The organism is Fuscibacter oryzae, from assembly GCF_016765795.1.
Taxonomy (GTDB): domain Bacteria; phylum Pseudomonadota; class Alphaproteobacteria; order Rhodobacterales; family Rhodobacteraceae; genus Fuscibacter; species Fuscibacter oryzae.
In genome coordinates, this window is the sequence record NZ_JAESVP010000009.1 from 23682 (window position 1) to 46822 (window position 23141).

At 63.7% G+C, this 23141-nt stretch carries 12 protein-coding genes; all 12 read left to right on the forward strand.

Features of this window, described 5'->3' with window-relative positions:
* Positions 1–163 precede the first annotated feature (163 nt).
* The 12 genes from JI744_RS15815 (at position 164) to tssB (ending at position 23127) form a co-directional block, all read left to right on the forward strand.
* Positions 164–5485 carry an autotransporter-associated beta strand repeat-containing protein gene (locus JI744_RS15815; RefSeq protein ID WP_202662116.1) on the forward strand — a complete coding sequence of 1774 codons (5322 nt, stop codon included), beginning with the start codon at positions 164–166 and terminating at the stop codon, positions 5483–5485.
* 148 nt (positions 5486–5633) lie between these two features.
* Entirely contained in the window at positions 5634–6971 is a 1338-nt protein-coding gene (tssK, locus tag JI744_RS15820; RefSeq protein WP_202662117.1) for a type VI secretion system baseplate subunit TssK, read from the forward strand.
* A gap of 10 nt (positions 6972–6981) precedes the next feature.
* On the forward strand, positions 6982–8874 hold the full coding sequence (gene tssL, locus JI744_RS15825; RefSeq protein ID WP_202662118.1) for a type VI secretion system protein TssL, long form: 1893 nt from the start codon (positions 6982–6984) through the stop codon (positions 8872–8874).
* A gap of 11 nt (positions 8875–8885) precedes the next feature.
* Positions 8886–12473, forward strand: a complete 3588-nt coding sequence (tssM, locus tag JI744_RS15830; protein WP_202662119.1) for a type VI secretion system membrane subunit TssM — start codon at positions 8886–8888, stop codon at positions 12471–12473.
* 1 nt (position 12474) lies between these two features.
* Positions 12475–13407 carry a type VI secretion system-associated protein TagF gene (gene tagF, locus JI744_RS15835; RefSeq protein WP_202662120.1) on the forward strand — a complete coding sequence of 311 codons (933 nt, stop codon included), beginning with the start codon at positions 12475–12477 and terminating at the stop codon, positions 13405–13407.
* A 57-nt stretch (positions 13408–13464) separates the two neighbouring features.
* A complete protein-coding gene (locus JI744_RS15840) occupies positions 13465–14319 on the forward strand; it encodes a PP2C family protein-serine/threonine phosphatase (RefSeq protein WP_202662121.1) in 855 nt (284 codons plus the stop codon).
* A 2-nt stretch (positions 14320–14321) separates the two neighbouring features.
* Positions 14322–17018, forward strand: a complete 2697-nt coding sequence (locus tag JI744_RS15845; RefSeq protein WP_202662122.1) for a serine/threonine-protein kinase — start codon at positions 14322–14324, stop codon at positions 17016–17018.
* A gap of 164 nt (positions 17019–17182) precedes the next feature.
* The gene (locus tag JI744_RS15850; RefSeq protein WP_202662123.1) at positions 17183–19006 is read left to right on the forward strand and encodes a type VI secretion system Vgr family protein; all 1824 of its coding nucleotides are present in this window, start codon (positions 17183–17185) and stop codon (positions 19004–19006) included.
* A gap of 2 nt (positions 19007–19008) precedes the next feature.
* Positions 19009–19605 (forward strand): DUF6931 family protein, encoded by a 597-nt coding sequence (locus JI744_RS15855; RefSeq protein WP_202662124.1) that lies wholly within the window; start codon positions 19009–19011, stop codon positions 19603–19605.
* A gap of 124 nt (positions 19606–19729) precedes the next feature.
* Entirely contained in the window at positions 19730–21004 is a 1275-nt protein-coding gene (gene tagH, locus JI744_RS15860; RefSeq protein ID WP_202662125.1) for a type VI secretion system-associated FHA domain protein TagH, read from the forward strand.
* Between the two features lie 204 nt (positions 21005–21208).
* A complete protein-coding gene (locus JI744_RS15865) occupies positions 21209–22519 on the forward strand; it encodes a type VI secretion system protein TssA (RefSeq protein WP_202662126.1) in 1311 nt (436 codons plus the stop codon).
* Between the two features lie 86 nt (positions 22520–22605).
* Positions 22606–23127, forward strand: coding sequence for a type VI secretion system contractile sheath small subunit (gene tssB / locus JI744_RS15870; RefSeq protein ID WP_202662127.1), 522 nt, complete (start codon positions 22606–22608; stop codon positions 23125–23127).
* The last annotated feature ends 14 nt before the right edge of the window (positions 23128–23141 follow it).

The window sequence follows — 23141 nt, forward strand, 5'->3', positions numbered from 1 at the left end:
TTACAGGGCAGGATATTGCCCTCCAAGCCTGCCCGTGTCGCAAAAGCGTGCGGTCTTTGCCCTAATCAAGCCAAATCACAAATAAATTGATTGCGTCGCGGGTCGCCCGTAACGTGTGGCCTATCCCTTGCTTTCACCCTGCCGCGCGTCAGGAAAAATTCAAATGACCAATTGCCCGCAGATCCGCAACCGGCTGCTTGCCACAACGGCACTGGCGCTGGCGTTCTTGTCCCCCGCAACCTCTGCCGGGGCGCAGACATTCGACAATGGCGCAGGTACAAATCTGTGGGGCACAGGGCAGAACTGGAACCCCAATCAAGTGCCGAACGGCAACAACGACGATGCCGTGATCAACAGCGCGGTCAGCACGGCGGTGGGACTGGGCGGCAACAGCTATACCGTAAACACCCTGACCTTGCAGGGCACCGGCCTGACGTTGAGCGACGGGACAATCGTGATGGCGGGCAATGGTGCCCAGATTACAATGGGCGGCACCCCGACAGACATCAATTTCATCGAAACTGCCCTGACCTTCAACACTGCGACGGTGATCGAGGTCAATACTGATACCGATGGGCACGGGCTGGCCCTGGCCGGGGCAACGGGCGGCTCAGGGGCCATCACCAAGACCGGCAGCGGCATTCTGCAATTCGGAGGAACGACAACCCACACCGGCGGCATAGACGTTCAGGCGGGGGGTGTGATCGTTGCCAATGGTGGCGCCGCAGACGCAGTGACCGCTTCGGGTGGCATCGCGCAGATTGATGCGGGAGGCACCGCCGCTTCTTTGACGGTCACAAGCGGCGGCGGAACAAACGATGGCCAGATCACTGGCGCATTGAGCGTTACTGGCGGCACGATGACCAACACCGGCGCGGTGGACGGCACCACCACGGTCAGCGGCGGCGCGCTTAACCTGAATACTGGCAGCAATCTGTCGGATACCAATGGCCTGACGGTAAACGGCGGCGCGTTGAATGTGAATGCCAGCGATGCGGTGGGGCCATTGTCGGGCACGGGTGGCACGATCACCCTGGCATCCGGCCAGACGCTGACGGTTGACCAATCTGCGGCAGGCACCTTTGGTGGCACATTCAGCGGCGCGGGCAGCCTGTCGAAAGGCGGGACCGAAACCCTGACGCTGACAGGCAACAGCAGCGGCCAGACCGGCACCATCGCCGTCACCGCCGGGGGCCTTTCCTACACCGGCAGTGGCGCGACCGCGGCCAGCTCGGCAGCGATCAGCTCTGGGGCCACCCTGTCGTCGGATGGCGGGGCCTTTGGTGCCGATGGCATCGCCCTGACCGGGGCGGGCGACCTTGCGCTGACCGGCAATGACGCGATCAGCAACCTGACCGGGTTTACCGGTGACATCGCGCTGACCGGGGCCGACCTGACGCTGGCGGGCAGCGCGACCTACAGCGTTGCCGGCGCGATCACGGGCACCGGCGGCGTGGCGGTGAACGGCGCGAACGTGACCTATGGCACCGACCAGACCTATAGCGGTGATACCACCGTGACCTCTGGCAGCCTGTCCTTGGGCGCGGGTGTCGGGTTGGGGTCAAGCGATCTGATCGTCAATGGTGGCACGCTGAATCTGGCCAACGGATCACTGGGTAGCAGCACGGCGCTTGACGTCAACGGCGGCTCGGCGCTGGTGACGGGTGCGGTGACGGCAGGTGGGGTGACGCTGGATGGCGGCACCCTTGGTGGCAGCGGCACGCTTGGCACCACCACCTTTGCGCAATCGGGTGGCACCTTGTCGTTCGGTGGAACAGTCACGCATTCGGATGCTGCCACGCTGAACGGTGGTACCATCGCGGGTACACTCAGCGGTGCGGGCGCGACTACGGTGCAGACCGGAACCACCACGGTTTCGGGTCTGATCGACGGTGATGTGACGGTTGCTTCGGGTGGCACGCTGCGGATTGCCAGCAGCACGGCGATTGCGGGCACCATCACCACAACCGGATCGGTTGTCAGCTATGCCAACGGGGTGAACGAAGGATCGGCCATCGTGCTGAACTCCAACTCGACCCAGTTGGAGGTGCTGAGCGGCGATGCAGCAGAACAATCCGGCGCGATCAGCGAAACCGGCGGCACACGGCCCCTGGAAAAGATCGGCGCGGGCACGCTGACGCTCTCGGGCACCAACACCTATTCCGGCACCACCACCGTCTCGGGCGGCACGCTGGCCCTGTCGGGCGGGGCGGCGATTGCCGATGCGGCGGGGGTTCAGACCAGTTCCGGCACCACCCTGCGAATCGACAGCGCAGAGACCATCGGCTCGTTGGCGGGTCTGGGCAGCGTGGTGCTGAATGCCGGGCTGACCAGTGGCGGCAATGATGACAGCACGACAGTGGGCGGCGTGATCTCGGGCGCGGGCGGGCTGACCAAAGAGGGCACCGGCACGATGACCCTGACCGGGGCGAATACCTACAGCGGCGCAACCACGGTGAACGGCGGCACATTGGCGGTGACGGGTTCGGGCACGCTGAGTTCGACCAGCCTGAGCATCGCCACACTTGGCACCCTGTCCACCGATGGCGGGGCGCTGGCCTCATCTCTGGCGATCAGCAACAGCGGCACGCTGGCGCTGACCGGCGGAGGAGATGAGAGCATCGCCGAAGTGGATGGTACAGGCGGGATCAGCCTATCTTCGGGGTCGGTTCTGACGCTGAATTCCGGCACCTCGGATATTGGCGGCGGAGTCTCGGGCGCGGGTGGGCTGAGTGTTGCGGGCGGCACGACCAACCTGAATGCCACCAACACCTTTACCGGAACAGCAACGGTTGCGGGCGGCACGCTGAACCTGAACAACGGGGCTGCGATTGCCGATGGCGCGGGGGTTGCAGTCAATTCCGGCACGCTGAATGTGAATGCGGCGGAAACCATCGGCACCCTGTCGGGCACGGGCGGCACGGTGAACCTGAGTTTCGGCCTGACGGTGGCCGGATCGGGCAGCGGCACCTATGCCGGGACCATCACGGGCGCTGGCGGGCTGACGCGCAGCGGATCGGGCACGACGACGCTTTCGGGCACCAACACCTATTCCGGCACCACCACGGTTTCGGGCGGCACACTTGCCTTGTCGGGTGGCGCGGCGATTGCCGATACGGGCGCGGTCGTGGTGAACGGCGGTACGCTGGATGTGAATGCCGCCGAAACCTTTGCCAGCCTGTCGGGCACGGGCGGTTCGGTGAACCTTGACGGCGATCTGACGGTGGGTGACGGCACAAGCACCGCCTATGCCGGGGCGATCACCGGCACCGCTACGCTGAACAAGACCGGGGCGGGTACGCTGACGCTTTCCGGCGTGTCCAGCCATAGCGGCGCGATTGATGTCGAACAGGGCACCCTGCTGCTGACCGGCACGATTTCCTCGACCGATCTGGAGACCTTTGCGGGGGCCGTTCTGGAAACCGACGGCGGCGCGCTGAGTGCCAGCGCCGACATCACCAACGCAGGCACGCTGCGCATCACCGCCGGGTCGGAAACCGTGTCCAGCGTCAGCGGCGCGGGTACGCTGGAGTTGAACACCGGGTCGATTGTGCTGTCAGGGGGAACCTCCGCCATCGGGGGCACGATTTCGGGCAGCGGCACCATCACCATCGATGATGGTGCCACCGCCACCCTTAGCGCGAACAACGCGGGCTATACGTCACAGGTCACGGTAACCGACGGCACCTTGCAGATCGCCTCGACCGGGGCCTTGGGCGGGCCGATCAGTGTCAGCAGCGCGGGCCTGCTGCAATTGCAGGGCGGCACGCTGGGTGGTGCGCTGACGAACAGCGGCGATGTCGAAGCGGCGGGCACCATAAACGGCAATGTCGATAACCAGTCGGGCGGCACCTTTGCCACCACTGCGGCGCTGAGTTTTGGCGGCACCACATTCCAGAACGCAGGCGATGTGACGGTTGCTTTGGCCGACATGACAGGGCTTGCCAGCTTTACCAACCTGTCGGGCGGCACCACCACGGTGACCGGGCGCACGCTGGGCAGTCTTAGCTATTCCAACAATGCCGGGGCCACGCTGGCGCTGATCGGCGGCACTGTCAGCGGCAATGTCACCAACGCGGGCACGCTGACGGTGGATGGCGCCTCGGTCATCACCGGGTCACTGGCAAATGCGGGCACGGTCGATCTGGCCGATGGCGCGACGGGCGACACGCTGACGGCGAATGCGATCAGCGGCATCGGCAGCTATCAGCTTGACCTGAACCTGTCGGACGGCACCAGCGACCGCATCATCTCGACCAATGCCACGGCCAGCACGATCAACCTCGCGTTCAGCGTCACCGGATCGGGCTATACCAGCCCGGTAACGGTGTTCAGCGGCGCAGCGGCGGGGGCAACCGTTACTGGCGGCGGCGCGCTGCCCGTGGGCGGACCTGTGCAATATGCGCTGATCCAGAACGGGTCCGACATTCAGGTGGTGGGCGGGGCGAATCCCGGCATCGGCGGCGTGGCGGCCAGCGCGGCCATGACCCAATCGCTGATCGGCACCATCGTGAACCGGCCAACCAGCCCCTTCGTCTCGGGCCTTGCGGCCGAGGAAAGCTGCTCGCATGGCGGCTATATCCGGGCGACGGGCGGCAAGGCGGATGTGCATGGCGAAAGCACTTCGAACGGGCTCACCACGGGCAGCGACATCGGTTCCACTTTCTGGGGCGTGCAGGGCGGCTATGATTTCGGCTGCTTTGACGGGCGGTTCTTCAATGGCTGGGATGGCGCGGGCGGCTTGATGCTGGGCCACAACTCCGGCTCGACCGATCAGCTTTTGTTCTCGGACGCCTCCTCGCTGGCCACGGTGACGGGTGCCTTGGGAACCGAGTTCAGCCAGGATTACGTCGGTCTTTATTTGGCGGGTGCCAAAGATCGCCTCTCGGCCGACCTGCAACTGCGCTATGACCAGACGCATTTCGACCTGTCGGAGCAGACCTTCTCGGGCACGCCAATTGGCTTTGACGGGCTGAGCTATTCGACCAAGGCCACCACATTGGGCGCGCGGGTCAACTATCGCTTTGACCTGAATGAGGAAAAGGGGCTGAACATTATCCCGACCGCAGGTCTGAACCTGACCACGGTCAGCGGCAACAGCCTGACCCTTGCGGGTGGCGATGTGCTGGAAATTGACGGCTATACCTCGGTCGTGGGTTTTGTCGGTGCGACGATAACCAAGACCATGATCGCCGAGGACGGCGCGACGGCAAAGGTGGCCTTCGTTTCGGCCAACTATTATCAGGATTTCGGCGGTGACCGAACGGCCACGTTGTTTTCCGGGGCCGATACGCTGCCGGTTGACGTGACCTCAATCGGCGGGTTCGGCGAGCTTTCAATTGGCCTGAACTATGTCAAGGTGCTGGACCCGGGGGCCTTTGGCCCGGCCAAGCAGTTCAACGCCTCGATCCGGGCCGATGCGCGGCTGGGGTCGAACGTCAGCGGCGCCTATAGCGTGACGGCGCAGGTGCGCCTGTCGTTCTAAGGGCTGGGCCTGAATGTCATAAAACCGGGCTTGATCCGGGGCATCGCAAGCCGCAGGATGAAAGGCGCGGCCAAGAAATTGCCCGTTTTGTTTTGTTGATTGGGTTTGTGATTTCGGGCCTTTGGCCATCTGGAAGATTGAGGGCATTATGTCGTGGTTCAGCAAGGTCGCGTGGAAGGAGGGGTTGTTTTTGCAGCCCCACCATCTGCAACAGAACGACCGCTACCTGGAAAAGCTGGTCGAGGCGCGGTCGCGGCATGTGTCCCCCTATCCTTGGGGCATCGAGGAGATGCGCCTGAACCGCGACCGGCTGCAACAGGGCCGGATCGAACTGGCGCTGGTGGCAGGCATTTTCCCCGATGGAATGCCGTTTGACGCCCCCGCCGTCAGCCCCCTGCCCCGCGCCATCGAGGTGCCAGAGGGCTCGGACGGCCAGTTCCTGTGGCTGACCCTGCCCGATCAGGTGATGAACGGGCGCGAAGTGGCGATGGATGCCGAAGTGGATGCCGCGACGCGCTTTGTACTGTCGGCTGAAACCGTGGCCGATGCCGCCAGCGCGATGCGGATCGAACAACAGATTGAAATCGCCGTGCCCCGGCTGGAGCTGGACATCCGCCAGACGCCCAAGCCCGGCTATCAATGCCTGAAGATCGGCCGCATCATCGAGGTGCGGGATAATGTGGTCATCATGGATGACGCTTTTCCCCCGCCGCTGCTGACCATCACCGGCCATTCTGTGGCGCTGGGCTGGCTGGACCGGGTGATCGGCTGGGTGGAAACCAAGCTGGAAAGCCTTGCCCGCTATGCCGCCGACCCATCGGCGGCAGGGGGCTTGCAGGCGACCGATTACTTCATGCTGCTGGCCCTGAACCGCGAAATCAACGTGCTGCGCCACCTGCGCGCCAGCCGCTATGTTCACCCCGAGCGGCTATATGAGGAATTGCTGCGCTTTTCGGGTGAGCTGTGGACCTTTGACCACGACAAACGGCTGGCCCCGCAATACCCGCCCTATGACCATGCCGACCTGAAAGCCTCGGTTGAACCCGTGGTGCGCGACATTCAGCGGCTTCTTTCCCGCGATGTGGGCCGGGCGACGCGGCTGGAACTGGTTCAGGTGCGCCAGAATTCGTATCTGGCGCAGGTGCCCGACCGGAACCTGTTCCGCGATGCGACCTTTGTGATCGAGGTGGAAAGTAGCCGCAGCCTGACCGTGGTTGCCCAGCAATTCCCCCTGCTGTGCAAGGTCGGCCCCAACACCCGCATGGCCGAGATTGTGAACAACAACCTGCCGGGGATCGAGCTGATCCACGCCCCCACCCCGCCGCGCCAGATCCGCGCCGTGTCACGCAACGTCTATTTCATCATCGAGAAAAACTCGCCCCTGTGGCGAGAGTTTTCCAATGCTCCGGCCATCGGGATGCACTTTGCGGGCGACTGGCCCGACCTGAAACTGGAGCTTTGGGCCATCGTCGAGACGCGGGCGTAAGGGGCCTGTCATGAGCGACAACGACAAGGATAAAACGGTGATCGGCGGGGCGCTTCCGGGCGGCATGGCACCGATGCCAGGCGCGGGCAAGCCGCAGGCGGCCCCCAACCCGTCGCCCAACCAGCCCACCGTGATCGGCGGGCCGTTGCCAGGGTTTGGCGCGCAACCCGGACAGGGCGGCTTTGGCGCGCAACCCGGTGGGTTCGGCGGGCAGGCAGGTGGATTTGGCGGGCAACCGTCGCCCGGTTTTGGCGGGCAGGCACCCGCAGGCGGCGGCGATCCGAATGACCCGTGGGGGGGCGGCGGCGGCGGCTTTGGCACACCGGCCCCGCAGCCCGGTTTTGGCCCCGGGCCGGGACAGGGCCAAGGCCAGTATCCGGGGCAGCAAGGCGGCGGTTTTGCCCCCGGTGTGGGCCAGGGCAGCCCCGGCTTTGGCGCTGGCGGCGATGCCTTTGGCCAGCAAAACCCAAACCAGCGCACCATCATCGGCGGGCCTTTCGCGCCGCAGGACAGCTTTTTCCCCAACCCCTCGACCGCGCAGCCCACCAATTATGCAGCCCAAGGGCCAAAGATCGACCTTCGGGTGGCACTGTCGGCCAAGGGTCTTGGCGCGGGCGGGCCGAAATCGCCCATGCTCGCCGCCGCCGCCAATCTGATGATCCTGTTCGGCCGTCTGCGCACCCAAATGGTCGATATGGACGCCCGCCCCCTGATGGAGCATGTGACGCGCGAGATTGAGGTGTTCGAGGAGAACTGCCTGAAATCCGGCATCGACGCGCATGAAACGCAGGTGGCGAAATACCTCTTGTGTTCAACCGCCGATGACATCGTGCAGAACATTCCCGGCAATGACCGGCATGTCTGGATTCAATATTCCATGACGGTGCGGTTCTTCAACCGCCGCACCTCTGGCGTGGGGTTTTTCCAAGAGGTGGAAAAGGCCCTGCAGGCCCCCGCCCAGCGCTATCAGCTTCTGGAACTGGCAATGATCTGCCTGTCATTGGGGTTTGAAGGGCAGTATCGCACCGCCCCGAACGGAGCGGTGGAACTGGGCCGTATCCGCACGATGATTTACGAAAGCCTGCGGCGGGTGAATGCGCGGCCGGATGAGGATATATCTCCGCGTTGGCAACCCGTTGATGTGGGGCGGCGGCGGCGGTTTGGCGGCACGCCTTTGTGGGTCATCGGTTCGGTTCTGGGGCTGGGGCTGATGGGGGCCTATTTCGGCCTGTCGATGCTGATTTCCGATGAGGGCAGCGTTGTTACCCAGCGCCTCTTGTCGATGCATCCGGTGGGCGAGGTCGGCCTTGTGCGCCCGGCAACGGTGGATTTCGCGCCTTTGGTGGTCGATCAGGCCTCGGTCGTGGACCCGACGCAATTGGAGCGGCTACGCGCCGCGATGAAAGCTGACATCGACGCGGGCACCGTGGTGGTGGATATGAAGGGCGACTTCATCTTTGTCCGCGTGAACAATGCCCTGCTGTTCGCCACCGGCAAGGCCGATACCAAACCCGAATTCGCCGACCTCGCCGCCCGCATCGCCGATGCCCTGAACAAGGAACCGGGTCCGGTCTTTGTGTTTGGCTATACCGACAATGTTCCGATGAGCGGGCGGGGGCGGTTCAAGAACAACCACGATCTGTCACAGGCACGCGCGGATTCGGTCAAGGCCGCACTTGAGGCGAAGATCGACGACAAGAGTCGCTTTGTGGTGGAAGGCAAGGCAGAGGCCGACCCGATCGGCGACAATGCCACCAAGGACGGGCAGGCGCAGAACCGGCGCGTGGAAATCATGATCAAGCGGCAAGAGACGCTGGCGGCGGTGCAGACCGCCGCTCCAGTAGAACCTGCCGATGCCAAGCCAGCCGATGCCGGACAGGCAGACGCCGGACAGGCAGACTAGGGGCGCGCGCGATGGGTTGGGTAAAACTGGTTCTGGTGCTGATCGGGTTTCTGGCCTTTTCCGCCGTGGTGTTCTTTGCCGGCCCGCTGATCGGCATTGGCGATGCCCGCCCGTTTGACCCTTTGTGGGTGCGGCTGACCATCATCGGCGTTCTGGCGCTGATTTTGCTGGTCTGGGGGCTGATCAAGCTCCTGCGCCGCAACAAGGGGCAAAAGGCGCTGGAAAAGGCGCTGGTCGCCGATGCGCCGCCCAGTGGCGACGGGCGCGAACTGGCGATGCGCATGACCGACGCCTTGGGCACGCTGAAGAAAACCGGCGGCAAGCATTACCTTTATGACCTGCCGTGGTATGTGATCATCGGCCCGCCGGGATCGGGGAAAACCACCGCGCTGGTCAATTCGGAAATCAAGTTTCCGGTGGCGGGCAATGCGCAAGGCGGGCTGCAAGGCTTTGGCGGCACCCGATACTGTGACTGGTGGTTTGCCGAAGATGCGGTGCTGATCGACACGGCGGGCCGCTATACCACGCAAGACAGCGATCAGGGAAACGACAAGGCAAGCTGGACGTCCTTCCTGAACCTGTTGAAGAAAAACCGGCCCAAGCAGCCGATCAACGGAGTGATCCTTGCGTTCTCGGTCGCCGATCTGATGCGCGCCGACCCCGACACCATTCAGAAACACGCCGAAACCGTGCGTGCCCGGCTGGGCGAAATTCACGAGGCGCTGAAGGTTGATTTCCCGGTCTATGTGATGTTCACCAAGACCGACCTGATCGCGGGCTTCCGCGAATATTTCGCCAGCTTTGCCGCCGGTCGCCGCAAAAAGGTCTGGGGCACCACCTTTCAGACCAAATCCTTGCGCGAACAAACGTGGGACCGGGTTCCCGCCGAATATGACGCGCTGGTCAGTCGCCTGTCGGAAGAGGTCATCGACCGCATGTCCGAAGAGCCCGATGGCGTGAACCGCATCGCGATTTTCGGCCTGCCGGGGCAACTGGCCGAGATGAAGGACGAAGTGGCGTTGTTCCTGCGCATGGTCTTTGAACCGACGCGCTATGCCAGTTCGGCCATTCTGCGCGGGTTCTATTTCACCTCTGGCACGCAAGAAGGCACCCCGATTGATCAGGTGCTGGGTGCTATGACCCGCAGCTTTGGCGGGCAGGCATCTGGCCTGATGTCGGGTAAAGGCAAGTCGTTCTTTCTGCACGACCTTTTGACAAAGGTGATCTTTGCCGAACAGGGCTGGGTCAGCTATGACCGCAAGGCGGTGCGGCGCAGTTCCGTGCTGCGGATGGTGGCGACCAGCGCAATGGTTCTTGCCTCCTTTGGCCTTTTGGGCGCTTGGGCGTGGAGTTACTATAACAACCGACAGCTTGTCGCCTCGGCCGAAGCGGCGATGTCGGATTACGAACTGGCCGCCGATGCCGACCTGAAGGCGGCAGAGGTTTCCGATACCGACCTGTTGCGCGTTGGCAATGAGTTGCAGATCCTGCGCACCATGCCCTCGGGCTATGACAGCGCCGAGGTCGATGAAAGCGGCTGGGATCTGGGCTTTGGCCTGTCGCAGCAGGGGGCGATCCGGCAGGCGGCGCGCGATGCCTATGCCCAAGGGCTGGAGCGGCTGTTCCGCCCGCGTCTGGTCTTGCGGGTGGAAGAACGCCTGCAAACCCTGATTGCGGGCAATGAAACGCTGGGGATTTACGAAACGCTCAAGGTCTACAAGGCCTTGGGGGGGGCTGCCCCGGTGCCGCAGGATGAGTTCGTGCAGAACTGGTTCAAGGATGATTGGACGCAGATAACCTATCCCGGTATCAACAACGAAGACGCGCGCAAGATGCTGGCCGGTCATCTGACCGCAATGCTGGATCTTGACGACACCACCACCCCCGCCGTCACCCTGAACGGTGATCTGGTGGAAAAGGCCGAGATCATTCTGGGCCGGATGAGCGTGGAAGAGCAGGCCTATTCGCTGATCAAGGCCAGCGCCCCCTTTGCCGGTGTGCCCGACTTCAACCTTGTCGAACGGCTTGGCCCCGATGCGCGGCTGGTGTTCGAAACGGTCGATGGCAGCGATCTTGCGGTTTTGGGGGTGCCTGCGCTTTATACCTACCACGGATTCCACGACTTCTTCCTCGATCAGCTTGCCGCCGTGGCGCAAAAGATCGAGTCGGAACAATGGGTCATGGGCAAGCAGGCCGAGGTGGCCAATATCGACGCGCAACTGACCGCGCTTGGCCCCACCCTGCTGCGCCGCTATCGCGAGGATTACATCGCAGCCTGGGAAGCGATGCTCGACAATCTGAAACTGGCCCCCTTGGTTGCCGACAAACCGACCTATCAGGCGCTGTCGGCGATTTCCTCCTCCGCCACCTCGCCGCTGTTGAAACTGGTCGAGGCGGTTTCGGGCGAGACGAAACTGACCGCGGAACCCGCAGCCCCCACCGATCCGGCGGGCAAGGTGGGCGCCGTCATTGCCGACAACACTGAAGCCCTGAGTGATGCGCAAGGCGCGATTGAGGGGATGGTGGCCAGCCGGGTTTCGGGTCTGCAACGCATCGGGCTGGATCTGGCGCTGGCAGCGGGCAAGTCGCAGGCGCGGGCCGGTGTTGCGGGTGGAGCCGGGCCTATCGTGCCGGGGCAGGATATAGAGGTGAATTTTCAGGATTATCAGCAATTGCTGGACGGCACCCCCGGCAGCCGGCCGATCGACGCGCTGCTGAAATCTTTCGATGGCATCTATCAGGCGCTGATCGTCGCCGCCTCTGGCGGGCAGGCGCAGGTGGATGCCGCGATGCCGCGTCTGATGGGGGAATTGAAAGCCACAGTGTCGCGCCTGCCCACGCCCTTGCAGACCATGATCAACAAGGCGGTTGAGGATATTGAGGGCTCTAACACCTCCTCGACCATTTCCCAGATCAATGAGGCGATGAACAATCAGGTGGTGCCCGCCTGCAAATCGGTGGTCGAGGGGCGCTATCCCTTCTCGAACAACCCGTCGCGGCAGGTGCCTTTGTCGGAGTTTGCACAAGTGTTTGCACCAGGCGGCGTGCTGGACAATTTCTTCAACACCAATCTGGCTGCTCACGCAAACATGGGCGCGGGCGACTGGACGTGGAACCCCGATGACCCGATTGCCGACAAGGCCAGCCTGCAAACCCTGCGCCAGTTCCAGCGCGCGGCGGAAATTCGTGATGCGTTCTTTCCGGGCAGGAACCCCACGGTGGCGCTGGATGTGACGGTGATCCAGACCCAGGCGCATGACCGGGTGCGCCAGTCGATCCTGAGCATTGATGGCCAGACGGTGCAGATGCGCCAGAAGGGCAACACGCCGCAAACCGTGAAATGGCCGGGCGGCGCGGGGGCAACCGTGTTGCAACTGCTGCCCGAACTGGGCAACCGCGAAAGCGCCAAGCAATGGCAGGGTCCATGGTCCTTCATGCAGTTCATTCGTGAGGGAAGCCCGCGTCAGGTGGGCGACATCCTGCAAGTCACCCATATCATCGGCGGGCGCAACATCAGCTATGACATCCGGGTCAATGCCTTGAAAAACCCGTTCAACCTTGCAGCTCTGCGGGAATTCCGCTGCCCCTCGGGGCTGTAAGATGGCGCTTGGGGTTTACGGCAAGCACCCTGCCAAGGGCGATTTTCTGGGCCACGGCGTGCCCGCATCGGTGCAAGCGCGGCTGGAGGCTTGGCTGGACGCCGCCCTGGCCGATGCGCGCGAGGCGCTGGGGGCCGACTGGCAGGCGGTCTGGCCTGCCGCTCCGCATCTGCATTTCTGGTTGGGTGAGGGGATCTGGGGCGAAGCCGTCGCGGGCGTGATGGCCCCCGCGCAAGACCGGGTGGGCCGCCGCTTTCCGCTGGTGTTCCTTGCCACTGGCATGGATGCGCCGCCGCCGCCCATCATTGATGCCGGGCAAGACTGGCAGCACGCCCTGTCGGCCCATGCCGCGCGGGTTCTGGCACAGGCCGATCTGGACCAGCCTGCCGACCTATTGGCAGGGCTGCCGCGCCCGACCATGGCCAAGGGCGCAACAGCCGCCGCCGAGTTGCGGGCCACAAGACAGGGACCAGAGGCAGGTACGCTGTGGCAGGATCTGGCACAGGCCGATCATCGCCGTGCCGCCGCCGCCCGCAGTTATTGGTGGACCGAAGGGGAAACCGCCGCCGCATACCCCGATCCGGCTGACACAGCGCCCCCGCGTGCCCCCGCCAACACCGCACCGACAGAGGCCCCGGCACCCGTTGATGAAGAAGATATCTGGGCGCTGGCCGGGGTAGCGACCGATGATGAGGATTCGCCTTTTGCCGGGCCAGCCTTGGGGCTTTTTGCCCCCCCCGCCCCCAGCCCGATACCATCCCCTGCCCCAGCTCGCGACGCGCCAGAAGCGGCAGAGATGACAACACCTGCGGCCCCCGCTGCACCCATCCTTCGGCCCGCTCAGGTCTGGGCGGGGGAGGGGTTGCCATCGGGGGCGGTTCTTGCGTGGTTTTTCAAGGGGCAATTGGTCAAGGACCTGTCAGATGTGGGCTAGGCAGATGCAACGCTTTGCGCCTAATCTTGGCGGCAAGACCCAGGCTTGGGAGGTGGGATGATCGAGGCTCCTTTCGCGTTCGAAACCGGCGCCGCCTCGGATACCGGCCGGGTTCGCAACCATAACGAAGACAGCTATCTGACTCAGCCCGACAGCGGTGTCTGGCTGGTGGCTGATGGCATGGGCGGGCATCAGGCGGGCGATTTCGCCAGCCGCACCATCGCCGAATCCATCGCCTCTGTCGGAATGCCGGTTTCGGCCCCCGATCTTCAGGCCCGCTTCATGGACCGACTGGCCCGTGCCCATGCCACGATTCAGGACCAGTCGCGGCGGCTGAACGGCGCGACGGTGGGGGCAACGCTGGTGGCCCTGCTGACCTTTGATCGCCATTTTGCCTGCGTCTGGTCGGGCGACAGCCGCATTTATCTGCTACGCGGCGGTCAGTTCCAACAGGTCACGACCGACCATAACGAGGTGAACGAGCTGTTACGTCAGGGCGCCATCACCGCCGAACAGGCCGCGACATGGCCGCGGCGCAATGTGATCACCCGCGCCATCGGCGTACATGATCGCCCGATGACCGATGAGATTGCAGGCGCACTGGCCCCCGGCGATACGTTCCTGCTGTGTTCGGATGGCCTGACCGAGCATGTTCAGGACCATGAAATGGCCGAAACCTTGACCCGCCTGCCCCCGCAGGCAGCCTGTGACGCGCTGGTGCAGACCACGCTGGAGCGCGGCGCGAAAGACAATGTGACGGTGGTGGTGGTGCGCACGCATGACCGCACCGCCCGCAACTGGCAGGCGCAGGCCAATCCCGCCATGGCCACGCCGGTTTCGCCCCGCCAGAAAACCATTACCCCGACCGCCAGTCGCGCGGGCAACCGCGACGAATGGCATGTGGATAGCTGACAATGACCGACGAAACGCCCACCACTCCTCCTGACAGCCAGCCGCCGAAAAAGCAGGCCACCACCGTGACGGCGGGCACGCTGATCATGGGGACGTATGAGATTGAGCAGCTGATCAACTCTGGCGGCATGGGAGAGGTTTACCGCGGCCGCAACATTCATAATGGAGAGCCGGTGGCGATCAAGATCGTGCTGCCTGCGCTGGCGCATGACCCCAAGATCGTGGCGCTGTTCCAGAAAGAATCGACGGTGCTATCGCGTTTGGCGCATGAAGCCATCGTGCGTTACCATGTTTTCACCAATGACCCGACCATCGGCCGCCCCTGCATGGTGATGGAATTCGTGTCCGGGCAGGCGCTGGCCGACCGGATCGAACAGGGGCCGATGCCCTTGGAAGACGTGAAGACCATGCTGCGCCGCGTCGCCTCTGGTCTGGACAAGGCACATCGGGCGGGGGTGGTTCACCGCGACCTGTCGCCCGACAATGTGATTTTGGAAGAGGGCTTGGTCGAACATGCCAAGCTGATCGACTTTGGCATTGCGAAATCCTCGAACTTTGGGTCGGGCACGCTGTTGCAGGGCCAGTTTGCGGGCAAGTTCAACTGGGTCTCGCCCGAGCAATTGGGGGCCTTTGGCGGGCAGGTCGATGGCCGGTCCGACATCTATTCGCTGGCACTGATCACCGCGGCGGCCAGCAAGGGTGCCGTGCTGCCGATGGGTGCCTCGATCGTCGATGCGGTGTCCAAACGGTCTTCGGTGCCCGACCTGTCGGGGGTGGACCCGGCATTGGTGCCGCTGCTGGCATGGATGCTGCAACCCGATCCGGGCCAGAGGGCGGAAAGCATGGCCAAGGTGATCGCCGCGCTGGACAATCCGGCGCTGCTGCCACAGCCCGCAGCCCCTGCCCCGGCGGTGCCTGACCCCAACCGTACGGTGATTGAACCACTGCCGCTGGCGACCACTCCTCCGCCCGTACAGACGGCCCCGCCGCCGCCAAGCAGTTGGCAGGCGCGGCCCCAGACAACGCCCCCAGAGGGTGCCACCATCATCGCGCCGCAGCCCGTGGCCCCGGCTGAAGACGAGATGGCCAGCCCCTTCGGCGCGCCCGCCGCTGCGTCCAAGCCATCCGCAAGGCCAACTTCCGCGCATGTTGATCCGGTTTTGCCCGCCAAGGGAGGCAAGGGTGGTTTGCTGGCTGCGGTGGCGGTGCTGGCGCTGCTGGGGGGCGGAGCCGGGGCGTGGTATGGCGGACTGATCGGGCCGCAAAAGCCAACGGAAACCAAGGTTGCGGCCAATACACCGCCAAAGGTAGAGACGCCGCCAAAGGTAGAGGTCACCCCAACGACCGACCCGGCAACGTCCGATCCTGCCGCCAGCGAAAAGGTGGCGGCAGATAAGGCGGCTACCGACAAGGCAGCCAGCGAAAAGATTGCGGCAGAAAAAGCCGCAGCCGAACAAGCCGCAGCCGAGGCGCAGGCGGCAGCCGACAAGGCCGCCCAGCAAAAAGCCGAGGCGGAAAAAGCCGCAAAGGAACAGGCAGCCGCCGAACAAGCCGCCGCCGAAGCCAAAGCCGCCGAGGAGCAGGCGGCGCAAGCCAAGGCAGAGGCAGAGGCCAAAGCCGCCACCCAGGCCGCCGCCACTCAGGCAGCCCAAGCCGCCCAATCCAGCGCCGAGGCGGCAACCGCCACGCTTGGTATTGCCCAGAACGCGCTAGCCGAAGCCGAGGGCGCAGCAAAAGACATCGCCGCCGCCCCGGACAGCGCAACCGCCGTGCCGCTGGCAGCAAAGGCCGCAGCCGCCGCAAGCCGCGCCGAAACCGCCCGCGCCGCAATTGAATCCGCGCTGGCCGATATTGCCAATCAGGCAGCGGCGGTCAAATCCGACCCGGCCCTTGCCAAATCGGTCGCCGATCAGATGACGTCGGCAGAGGCGGTTCTGAAGCAGGCAACCGAGGCCGCCAAAGATGCCGCCGAGGCCAGCACCAAGGCCGCTGCCGGGCTGAAGGCGCTGTCAGATGCCGAAGCGGCCAAAGCGGCCGAGGAAAAGGCCAAGGCAGATGCCCTTGCCGCCGACCCGCTGGCCAGCCAGCAGGCCTTGTTCGACACGCTGACCCTGCCCGCCTGTACCTATCTGGCGTTGGACGAGGCGGCCAAGACCGGCTTTCGGCTGAGCGGCTTTGCGGTTGATGCAGCCCCCCTGGAAAAGATCGCCGCCGACTGGCAGGCGGCCACCAAGGTCAAACCCGATATCGCGGCGAACCTGATCAACGAAGAGCAATGCGCCGTGCTGGATTTCATGGCAGCAAACCGCGCCGGCGCCACCGTCAAGGTGCAGATGGCCGGAAGTGCCGTGATCAAAAGCGGCGCGCCGGTTGAAGGCACGATCACCGGCATCGACGGGCGGCCCTTCTCGGTCTTTCTGGTCAACGGATCGGGGGGTGCGACCAATATCGCCAAATGGGTCACCACAGATAGCGCGGGCAAGACCACGTTCAAATTCGCGCCGCGCCTGAAAGAAGGTGCTCCGCCCTCGCCGCAACTGATGTTGGTGGTGATTGGCGACCAAGCGCTGGGTCAGGCGCTGTCGGGGGTGAAACCCAATGTCATCGTGCGCCAGCTTGTCAGCTTTATCGATGGGCGGCTGAAGGACAGTGGTGGATCAAAGGCACTGGGTCTTTCGTGGTTCCGGCTGGAGAACTAGGGGATGGCACGCGACAGGTCAGAATTCCGACCCGCCGCGCGGCCCGCTTGGGCCAACGCTGTGTTGCGCGATGCCGATGAGACAGGTAACCTTGCGATCATTGCGGGGCGACTGGCCCCGGCCTCAGGCTTTTTGATCCCATTGTTCTTGAAAGCGGTAATGTGATGCCGGCGGCAAATTCGCAGGAACAGCGCCCGAACAAGATGACGCTTGGCCCCAATAAGGACGAACTCGTCCTTCTGGACCTTTCGGGCACCGAATATGTCAACGACTTGAGCCAGTTTCTGGTGCGCGGTCTGTCACAGGCCCCGGTGAAGATGGACAGTCTTCTGGGCACCGAAGCCGCCGTCTGCATCGAGGTGGCGCCCGACAAGACCCGGACCTTCCACCAGATCATCGCCTCGGTCCGCTATGGCGGCAACGAGCAGGGCGGCCATACCTATGAATTCGAGCTGCGGCCCTGGCTGTGGCTTCTGAGCCATCGGGTGAATTCGCGCATCTTCCACGAGAAAACAGTGCAAGACATCATCCGGCAGGTCTGTAACGACTCGCTGGGCGCGCTGGCGCGGATCAGGTTTGATACGTCACTGGGCACCACCGTGCGCGAATACACGGTGCAGTACAACGAAAGCGACATGGCCTTTGTCCGCCGCCTGCTGGAAGAGGAAGGCATCAACTTTCACTTTGACATGAAGGCAGGCCAGCACGAACTGGTGCTGACCGACAATGCCGCTTCCTTCCCGATGGCCGCCGTGTCTTCGGTGGAATATAATCCGACCGATCAGGGCGGCATCAAGGGCGCGCACAGCTTTGCCATGGTGGCCGACCAGCGGCAGGTTACGCCCGGTGCCTTTCGCACCTCGGATTACGACTTCAAGGCACCAACCACAGGCATGGAAAAGACCGCCGAGCATAGCCGTCCCTATGAGCATTCCACCTTCGAGGTCTACCGCTATCCCGGCAATTACACCGAAGGCGGGCCGGGCCAGCCCATCGCCAACCGCCGCCGCGATGCGCTGCGCACCAAGGACTGCGTGGTCATGGCGCAGGGCTTTGCCCCCAGCCTGACGGCGGGCAGCCGGTTCAGCCTGTCAAAGGCATCCGACAGCGGGCTGAACGGCAGTTATGCCGTGTTGCAGGCCCGGCACGAGTTTTCGGCCAACACCTATCGCAGTGGCGCAGGTGGCGGGCGGCGCAGTGCACCCTATCAGGGCAGCTATATCCTGACCAAGGAATCGAACCCGATCGCTCCCGATCCGGTCACGCCCAAGCCACGGGTCTTTGGCCCGCAGACGGCGGTGGTGGTTGATGGTGCCGACAGCAGCAGCGACGAATATAGCCGCATCAAGGTGAAATTCTTCTGGGACCAGAATGACCAGTCGATGTTCTGCCGCGTGGCGCAGATGTGGGCGGGCAAGAACTGGGGCACCGTCTTTGTGCCGCGCGTCGATATGGAGGTGGTGGTCGATTTCCTGCATGGCGACATCGACCAGCCCATCATCACCGGCTGCGTTTACAACGCCCAGAACCCCGCCCCTTGGGATCTGGCATCCGACCGCACGATCAGCGGCATCAAGACCGAAACCATGGGCGGCGGCGGCTATAACGAGCTGTCGTTCGACGATAAATCCGGCGCGGAAAAGATCCATATCCACGCCCAGAAGGATTACGTCGCCGATATCGAGAACGATTCAACCAAGACCATTGGCGGAAATTACAAGACCGACATTACCGGCACGCGCACCATTACCGTGCAGGGGGATTCGTCGCTGAAATCCATGGCCTCGGTCAAGATCGAGGCGACCAGCAGCATCGAACTGGTCTGCGGCACTTCCAAGATCACGATGGACCCCGGGGGCATCAAGATTTCTGCCCTGAACATCGAGGTTTCGGCAACCGCACAGTTGAAGACCACCGGACTTCAGGCGCAACATGGTGCTTCGGTTGATCTGTCCATCCAATCCGCAATCGTGCGCATCAATTCCTGATCATGGCCCCCGTGACCAACACGACACCGCCGCACACCACCACACCTGCTCCGGGGCTGCGGATGCAGGTCGCGACCGAGGTGTTTCAGGCCCTGCCCCCGCTAGGTGGTCTGGTTCTGGGCCGCCCGCTGCCCGAACAGCACTGCCTGGATTTCCTGCGCCAGTTGCTGACCGGCAAGACCCCGGAAGAGGCGCTGACCTTCATGGCCTTTGCCCTGCCCGCCCGCCACGGCGTGTGGTGGGGGCACGAATGCCTGAAAGCGCTGCCCGACAGCCTTACCAAGCAGGACCAAGAGATGATGGCGCTGATCGCCGCCTGGGTCGCAGAGCAGGATGACAACAGCCGCTATGCCGCACTGGAGGCAGGCCTGCGCGCCGATGTTCATGGTCCGGGCGTCTGGCTGGCGCTGGGGGCCGGATGGTCGGGGGGGTCGATCTCGGGCAAGGGGCTGCCGCCCGTTGCCCCGCCGGTGGGGGCCACCGGGCAGGCGCTGAATGCGGCGATAAACTCTGCCCTGGCACGGGTTGCGCTGGACAAGCGGCGGCGCACGATTGACCATTTCGCCTCGATGGCCGAGGTTCTTGCGAAGACTCCATGATTACGCCACGATCTGACGGCAATGGTCCGGCCCGTCTGGTGGTTTGCTTTGCGGCGCTCTGCCATATAGGCCCATCATCCTTTGGGGGGTTCTCCGGGGGCAAGGATCAGCGGAAACAGACGCGATGAAGATTACCCTGCGGATCGAAAACTTTGACAGCCTGCCCGATGGCGGGCCGCTGGAATTCACCGTAACCGGGCGCGGGTTCGAGGCCGGGCGCGGCAGCGAGATGGACTGGACGCTGCCCGACCCGAACCGCCGCATCTCGTCACGCCATTTCGAAGTGGCCTTGCGTGACCGTCAGTTCTGGCTGAACGACTTGTCCGCCAATGGCACGTTTCTTTATGGCCAGAACCTGCGCATCTCTTCGCCGCATCTTTTGTCGCACAACGACCGGCTTCAGGTGGGCCACTACATCATCCGCGTGATGATCGATATCCCTGCACCCGCCCCCAGCCCCTTTGCCGCAATGCCCGCAATGCATGTAGGGCACGCAGGTGGTGCGTCAGGCAGCCCGTTTGACGCTGCCCCGCCGCCGCCAGCCCCCGCGGGCGACCCGTGGAGCATGTTGCCCACCCCCGCCCCGATGCCCACGCCAATGCCTGCCCCGAACCGCGCGCCCATGCCGCTGGCCGGGCAGTTCGGCGACAGCTTTCTGCAACCGCCTGCACCGCCAGTAACCGCGCCGCCCGGCGGCATGGGCGGGGCGGCCGCCGCACAGCCAGCACCGCCGCCGATGCCCGCCGCAGAACCCTTTGCCCTGCGTCAGCCCGTGGTTGCCACGCCCCTGCCGCCCCAAGCCCCCGCGACCACGGCCACCGCCGATGGCGCGGCGCTGCTGGATGCGATCTGCCGGGGCGCAGGCCTGCCCGAAGGCAGCCTTGCCGCCGCCGATTCCGTGATGCTGGGCGAAGAAATCGGCAAGTGCCTGCGCATCGCCACCCAAGAGCTGATGGCTTTGCTGGGCGCGCGGGCTGCCGCCAAGCAGTTCGTCAAATCCTCCAGCCGGACCATGATCGGCGGGTTGAACAACAGCCCGCTGAAGTTCAAGCCGACCCCGGCCGAGGCGATGCAGACGATGTTCGTGCAAAAATCGGAAAGCTATCTGAACTCTACCGCCAGCTTTCAGCAGGGGTTTGACGACATCAAGCGCCACCAGACGGCGGTCTATGCCGCGATGCAACCCGCGCTTGCACGGCTGCTGGAAGACCTGTCGCCGGAATCGATTGAAGAGCGCGCCTCGGGTGGCCTGATGTCGTCGAAAAAGGCCAGCGCCTGGGATCTGTTCGTAGCGCGCTGGGACGCCAAGACCCATCCCTATGAAAACGGGATGCTGGACGTGTTTCTGGCCTATTTCTCGGATGCTTACGACGATGCGGTCAAGAAAACGGGAGGGTAGGGTATGGAAAGCCTTCCCCCGGCTTCCGGCCTGATTGACCGGCCCGAAAGGCAGGGCTAGCATCACGGCCAAGTCATTTCGATTGAGGTGTTCCATGCTCTGCCTGCTGCCACCTGATCCGGGGGGGCTGCCTTCCCCGTCGGGGGCCGCGCCGACCAAGAACTGCCGCAGAAACCGCTCTCGCCGGGGGCTGGGTGGTCGGGCATGAAACTGAACGATCTGCTGGCCCCGATCTCTGATGATCTGCCTTGCGGCGAGGATCTGCTGGCGGCTGACGATCCTGATTTCGTCGATTACTATTTCAACGTCGAAGACCGCCTGCCCACCAGTTATTTCAACCTGACCAGCGGCACGCTGTTTGATCCGCGCTCGGTCGATCACAAGGGCGAGACTGCGCAGATCGACGCGCTGCTGAAGCGCAGCCGCGACTTGCGGCTGTTGGGGATCGAGGCGAAGTTCCAGATTCTGGCAGGCCGATTCAAGGGCTGGTCAGAAGCGGTTCTGGCGATGATCGAACTGGTGCGCACCTATCCCGAACAGGTGCATCCTGCCGATCCGGTCGAACGCCAGAATGCGCTGGAAGAGTTGAACGCGATGGCGACCATCGTCGCCCCGCTGGATCATGCCGCGCTGATCACCGACAAGCGGTCTGGCGACATCATCTATCGGACCTATGGCACCGGCAGCGGCAAACTGACCCTGCGCGAAGGCGAAGAGGCGGGCGATGCCGGGCTGAACATCGCGGCCCTTGGCTCTTCCGAAAATATCGCGGCGGTCGATGCGCTTTATGCCACGCTGACCGCCATTCGCGACGGCCTGAAATCGGTCGCAAGCATCAGCCAGTCGGGCACGAAACCGTTCCTGCCGCGTTTCGACCGGCTGTCAGAGCGGATCGGCGGCATGATCGCCATGGTCGAGGCCGCGCGCTCTGATCTGGCGGGCACTGCCGAGGAAGACGAGGCGGCAGAAGGCGAGGCCGGGCCCGAGGGCGAGGCCCCCACGACCGGCGGCCAGACCTTCACCATCGCCGCGCCGATCGGCGACATTGCCGACCATCGCGCCGCCTACCGCACGCTCAAGGCGCTAGAGGCGTATTTCGTGGCGCAAGAACCCTCGTCTCTGGCCCTGATTCTGCTTACCCAGTCGCGGATGCTGATCGGTCGTCCGCTGGTCGAGGCGATCGACGCGCTTCTGGAAAACAATTCCAATTATGCTACGCTGACCTTCGGAACCGAACAGGGGTTTTCCTTGTCCATGCACCGGATGCGCGAATTGGCCAATCAGGCGGGCCTTCCGATGAATGAAAGTCTGGGGGAATGGCAAGAAGGGGACGCCGATCCGCCAGAGGTGCTTTCGCGCGATCACGCGGGGGTGCTGCTGAAGCAACTGGAAGAATTTTTCCGCCTGCGAGAGCCGGCAAGCCCGATTCCGATACTATTGTTCAAGGCGCGCAACTTTTTGACAAAAGATTTCCATTCTTTGGTCCGAGAGTTGCTGCCACCAAGTGCTTCTTAACGGCGGCATACCCGCCCTTGTGACCTGTTTGTTCGTTCGCCGTGTTTCGGCTCTCATCATGGACGCAGACCCAGGGAGATATTTTTATGGCCAGTTCAGATTCAGCAACCGGGTTCATCAAGCGCAACCGCCCCCCGCGCGTGCAGATTTCCTACGCCGACCCCATCGACGCCAACCGCCAGGTTGAATTGCCCTTTGTGATGGGCGTGATGTCCGACCTGTCGGGCAATGCCTCAAAAGTTGAAAAGCCCCCAGTGGGTGAGCGCGAATTCACCCAAGTCAGCCAGGATACGCTGGATGACTACATGGCCAGCGTGCAGCCGGGCCTTGCGCTGAACGTCAACAACACGCTCGATCCCGAAGCGGGTGGCAAATTGTCGGTCAGCCTTGATTTCAAGAAGATGGCCGATCTGTCGCCGGGCGAAGTGGCTCGTCAGGTGCCGGCCCTTGCCACCCTTTTGGAAGCGCGTCAGCAACTGGCGAACTTGCAGCGCTATATGAACGGCAAGGCGGCGGCGCAGGATCAGCTCAAGGCGCTGCTGAATGACCCCAAGCTGATGGCCGCGCTGAACGAACGCCGCGCCAAAGGCGACGGCGCCGAAGAATGATTTCGAACGCGCCG